Raw genomic sequence first — 4,318 nt, 5'->3', positions numbered from 1 at the left:
CGCGCGCCCACCGCGTCTGGGGGGGGCGCCCCGCCGTGTCGGGGTTTCTTGACACCGCCCCCCCACACAAGAGCCCCGCCCCGGGCCGCCCCCGCCCCCCCACGGCCCGGTGCCCCCTGCCTCCCCCTACTCGCTCCGGCGTTCCACGCCGTCGAGGAGTAGGCCGAGGCCCAGTTCGAACCCGCGGTCGTCGAGGCCCGTCGCGCCTCCGCCGCGCGCGAAGGAGCCGTCCAGGGCGTCCGCGAGCGCCGGGTACTCCGGCCGGTAGGCGGCCGGTTCCCGGGTGAAGCCGGCGGTGAAGGTCTCCATCGCCGAGCCCAGGACCAGGTAGTCCAGGGCCGCGGCGACCTCCGCCGCGTCCGCGGGGCCGAGGCCGGCCCTGCCCAGGAGGGCGAGCAGCGCGTCGTAGCCGCGCAGGGCGCTGTCCGCCTCGACGCGGCGCCGGGCGAGCAGCGCGACGGCGTTCGGGTGCCGCAGGAAGACGGCGCGGTAGCCGCGTGCGTACGCGGCGAGGCCGGAGCGCCAGTCGGGGTCGCCGAGCGGCTCGTGGTCGATCTCGTCGTTGACCAGCTCGGAGACCGCGTCGACCAGTGATTCCTTGCTCTGGATGTGGTTGTAGAGCGACGCCGCCTTGACCCCGAGCCGGTCCGCGAGTGCGCGCATGGTCAGCCCCTCGGGACCTTCCTCGTCCACCACCTGGAGCGCGGCGACCGCGATCCGCTCGTGGGTCAGCAATGCCCTGCTCGGTCGGCCCACCAAAAATCCCCTCTTCCGCTGTCCCCGTCCAGGGGCTATGGTGCCAGACCAACAGTCGTCGCTAACTAAGTTAGTTTTATCTGGAGGGCGCAGTTCGTGGCCGAGAACACCCCCACCGAGCACACCCCACCCGTGCGCACCACAGCCGTGAGCACCACAGGCGTGAGCACCACAGGCGAGAAGACCGACGCCGACCGGCTCGCCGCGCTCGGCTACCAGCAGGAGCTGCGGCGCAGCCTCAGCGTGCTCGGCAACATCTCCATGGGCTTCGCCGTCGTCTCCCCGGTCGTCGGGCTGTACGCCGCCGTGCAGGTCGGCATGAGCGTCGCGGGCGGGGCCTGGATCTGGGCGCTGCCGCTGTGCCTGCTCGGGCAGTGCCTGGTCGTCGCCGTCTACTCCGAGCTCGCCTCGCAGTGGCCGCTGGCCGGCGGCGCCTACCAATGGAGCAGACGCCTGTCCAGACCGGCCTTCGCCTGGCTGAGCGGCTGGATGTGGCAGTTCGCCGTGATGTTCGGCAACACCACGGTCGCCTACCTCGCCTCGCCGTGGCTCTTCGCCCTCTTCGGGGCCGTCCCGACGCCCACCGAGCAGGTCCTCGTCTCGGTCGGCTTCCTGCTCTTCTGCACCGCGGTCAACGCCTACGGCATCAACTTCCTGCGCTGGTTCGTCAGCCTGGGCATCGCCGCCGAGGCCGTCGCCTCCGTCCTGGTCGGCTTCACCCTGCTGCTGGTCTTCCGGCAGCACGGCTTCTCCCTGCTCACCGACTTCCTCGACGCGCCGAAGGGGCTGGGCATCAGCGACACCGGTGCCCTGCTCGCCGCCGTGGCCGTCGCCGGCTGGGCCTTCATCGGCTTCGACGCCTGCGTGTCGACCGCCGAGGAGACCAAGGACGCGGCCCGGCAGGTCCCCAGGGCCATGTGGTGGTCGCTGCTCAGCGTCGGGCTCGTCGTGATCCTCAACGCGGTCTCGGTCGAGCTCGCCCACCCCGACCCGGCCGCCGTCGTCGCGGTCACGGACCTCGACCCGGTCACCACCGCCGTCACCCACGCCTTCGGCGGCTGGGCCGACAAGCCCTTCGTCCTCGTCGTCCTGATCAGCTTCACCGCCTGCCTCATGGCCTCCCAGGGCGGCGCGGCCCGCGGCCTCTACTCCCTCGCCCGCGACGACGTCTTCCCCTTCTCCCGCCACGTCCGCCGGATCAACCGGCACAAGGCGCCGATCGGCGGCCTCGTCGCCGCCACGGTGATCAGCTGCGCCGCACTGCCCCTCGGCCTGAGCACCTCGGCCATCGGCAGCCTGATCACCTTCGGCAGCGCCGCCACCTTCGTGCCGTTCTTCCTGCTCACCGTCGTCGCCCTGACCGCCCGCCTGCGCGGCACCTGGAAGCCCGCCGGAGCGGTCGGCTACGGGCGCCTCGGCACTCCGATCAACCTCCTCGCGGTGCTGTGGACCGGCTTCGAAGTGGTCAATATCTGCTGGCCGCGCGCCGTCCTCGCCCCGGCCGGAGCTCCCTGGTACCAGGTCTGGGCGGCACCGCTCGGCGTCGGTACCGTCACCCTCGCCGGCCTCGCCTACCTGCTGGCGCGCCGCCCCGACCGCCGCATGCCCGACCCCGACCAGGACCGCCCTTCCACCGACGAACTCGCCCCGGCCGTCCTGTAGTTCCGCGACCACCCCGTGACGCGTCCGGGGCCGAGCGCCCCGGACCGTCCGACCGCCTCACATTCCTAGGGACACCCGCATGACCCACCCGTTCGACGTCGTCGAGACCGGCATCGCCGACCTGCGCGCGGCGCTGGAGAAGGGCGAGACCACCTCGGTCGGCCTGCTCGACGCCTACCTCGCCCGGATCGAGGCCTACGACCGGCCCGGCACCCCCACGGCGCTCAACTCCGTCGTCGTGATGAACCCGGACGCCCGCGCCGACGCCGAGGCCTCCGACGCCCGCCGCGCCCAGGGGCGGACGCTCGGTCCGCTCGACGGCATCCCGTACACCGCCAAGGACAGCTACCTCGCCAAGGGCCTGACCGCCGCCGCCGGTTCGCCGGCCTTCGAGCACCTGGTGGCCCGGCGCGACGCCTTCGCCATCGAGCGGCTGCGCGCCGCTGGCGCCGTGCTCATCGGCCTGACCACCATGCCGCCGATGGCCAACGGCGGCATGCAGCGCGGCGTCCACGGCCGCGCCGAGAGCCCGTACAGCGCCGACTGGCTGACCAGCGCCTACGGCTCCGGCTCCTCGAACGGCTCGGGCACCGCCACGGCGGCCTCGTTCGGCGCGTTCGGCCTCGGCGAGGAGACCTGGTCCTCGGGCCGCGCGCCCGCCTCGAACAACGCCCTGTGCGCCTACACCCCCAGCCGCGGCGTGATCTCGGTGCGCGGCAACTGGCCGCTCGTACCGACCATGGACGTCGTGGTCCCGCACACCAGGACCATGGCCGACCTGCTCGAACTGCTCGACGTCATCGTCGCCGACGACCCGGACACCCGCGGCGACCTGTGGCGGGCCCAGCCCTGGGTGCCGCTGCCCGCACCGTCCCGCGTCCGCCCGGCCTCGTACCCGGCCCTGGCGCCCGCGGACACGGCGGCGGCGCGTGCGACGCTCGCCGGCCGACGCGTCGGCGTGCCCAGGATGTACATCAACGCCGACCCCGACGCGGGCACCAACCCGGACGGCGGCATCGGCGGCCAGACCGGGCAGCGGATCGACACGCGCGCCTCGGTCCTCGCCCTGTGGCAGGCCGCCCGCCGCGACCTGGAGTCCGCCGGCGCCGAGGCCGTCGAGGTCGATTTCCCCGTGGTGACCAACTACGAGTCCGACCGGCCCGGCGCGCCGTCCCTGCTCTCCCGGGGCCTGGTCGGCCGCGACTTCCTCGCCCGCGAGATCCTCGACCTGTCGGCCTGGGCCTGGGACGACTTCCTGCGCGCCAACGCGGACCCCGCGCTCCCCACCCTCGCCGACGTCGACGGCGCCCTGATCTGGCCCAAGCACCCGGGCGAACTGCCGGACCGCTACGCCGGCTTCGACGACGTGATCGCCGACTACCCCCGACTGGTCCGCGACCAGGCCTACCGGGCGTTCACCGACATCCCACACCTCGAACAGGGACTGCGCGGGCTGGAGGAGACCCGCAGGATCGATCTGGAGGAGTGGATGGACGAACTCGGCCTGGACGCCGTGGTCTTCCCCACGGTCGCCGACGTCGGCCCGGCCGACATGGACGTGAACGAGGCCTCCGCCGACCTGGGCTGGCGCAACGGCGTGTGGGTCGCGAACGGCAACCTCGTACCGCGCCACCTCGGCATCCCGACGGTGACCGTGCCGATGGGCACCATGACCGACACCGGCATGCCGGTGGGACTGACCTTCGCGGGCCGCGCCTACAACGACAACTCGCTGCTCCGCCTCGCCGCCGCCTTCGAGAGGACCGGGCGCCGCCGCACGGAACCGCCCCGCACCCCACGGCTGCGGGCCTCCTGAGGCCCCGACCCCGAGCGGCCCGTCCCCGCCGGGTACGGGGTGCGGGCGCCGGCGGCGGGGGGCGGGGGAGTGAGGCTGAGGCGG

General features: G+C 73.6%; 3 protein-coding genes. 2 read left to right on the top strand and 1 reads right to left on the bottom strand.

Annotated elements, in window-relative coordinates:
* Nucleotides 1–126: 126 nt before the first annotated feature.
* Nucleotides 127–756: a TetR/AcrR family transcriptional regulator gene (locus ACFV4F_RS04250; RefSeq protein WP_380448534.1), complete on the bottom strand. Its 630-nt coding sequence runs from the start codon at nt 754–756 to the stop codon at nt 127–129.
* A gap of 162 nt (nt 757–918) precedes the next feature.
* Here ACFV4F_RS04250 and ACFV4F_RS04245 point away from each other — a divergent pair, with 162 nt between their 5' ends.
* Both ACFV4F_RS04245 and ACFV4F_RS04240 read left to right on the top strand, forming a co-directional pair.
* Nucleotides 919–2,418, top strand: coding sequence for an APC family permease (locus tag ACFV4F_RS04245; RefSeq protein WP_380448532.1), 1,500 nt, complete (start codon nt 919–921; stop codon nt 2,416–2,418).
* Nucleotides 2,419–2,497: 79 nt separating this feature from the next.
* Nucleotides 2,498–4,234, top strand: a complete 1,737-nt coding sequence (locus ACFV4F_RS04240) for an amidase (protein ID WP_380500367.1) — start codon at nt 2,498–2,500, stop codon at nt 4,232–4,234.
* Nucleotides 4,235–4,318: the final 84 nt, after the last annotated feature.

Source organism: Kitasatospora sp. NPDC059722 (assembly GCF_042733235.1).
In the GTDB taxonomy this organism is placed as follows: domain Bacteria; phylum Actinomycetota; class Actinomycetes; order Streptomycetales; family Streptomycetaceae; genus Kitasatospora.
This window is presented reverse-complemented; position numbering and strand designations above follow the sequence as displayed.

Excerpts from the sequence above, each read along its gene's own strand:
- ACFV4F_RS04240 (WP_380500367.1), top strand. The coding sequence starts at position 2,498 with ATGACCCACCCGTTCGACGTCGTCGAGACCGGCATCGCCGACCTGCGC.